Source organism: Pseudoalteromonas sp. SR44-5 (assembly GCF_014163675.1).
Classification (GTDB): domain Bacteria; phylum Pseudomonadota; class Gammaproteobacteria; order Enterobacterales; family Alteromonadaceae; genus Pseudoalteromonas; species Pseudoalteromonas rhizosphaerae.
The window spans coordinates 1-545 of the sequence record NZ_JACJDT010000181.1; the positions used below are offsets into that span (position 1 = coordinate 1).

1 pseudogene is annotated in these 545 nt (G+C 42.0%); it reads right to left on the reverse strand.

Features of this window, described 5'->3' with window-relative positions:
• Positions 1 to 545 (reverse strand): annotated as a pseudogene (locus tag H5154_RS23135) (hypothetical protein); the annotation flags it as partial.

The window sequence follows — 545 nt, forward strand, 5'->3', positions numbered from 1 at the left end:
CAGTAATATTTAGGGTATCCAAGCCCCTCTGATAAAAAAGAAATATAATCGCCGAAAGGGGATACTTTTAAATACTGCATCGTAAATTGGGTGTTAAAGCCTAAATCAACCTTCTCAATCACGTCGCCATTAAAATCATGTAACCAGTATTTATTTTTTTTATCGGCTAAAAAGGTTTTACCATCTGGCAATAAAAACAAGCCATTAGAGTAAATAATTGGCCGCTCAGTGAGTGCTTTGGTGGGTACATGGTAGTTATAATGCTTACCACTGGCGTAAAAAATTACATTTTCACTGTCTTTGGTCCAATTAAAATGGGCATAGCCATAGCCTTTGCTCATTAAAATAAACTGTTGGGTTTTAGTATCCCACAGCTCGCGGGTAAAGCCGTGCTCTGTTGTATCCATGGACAAGGCTATATAGCGGTTATCTGGCGAGCGCTTGGGTGTGTGGCTACCAATAAGCCCCCTACCTTCAAAGGCAGCTTCGGGGATAATGCGGCGCCTATCAGAGCCATCCATCCGTGCTGAGAACAGCGTTTTCCT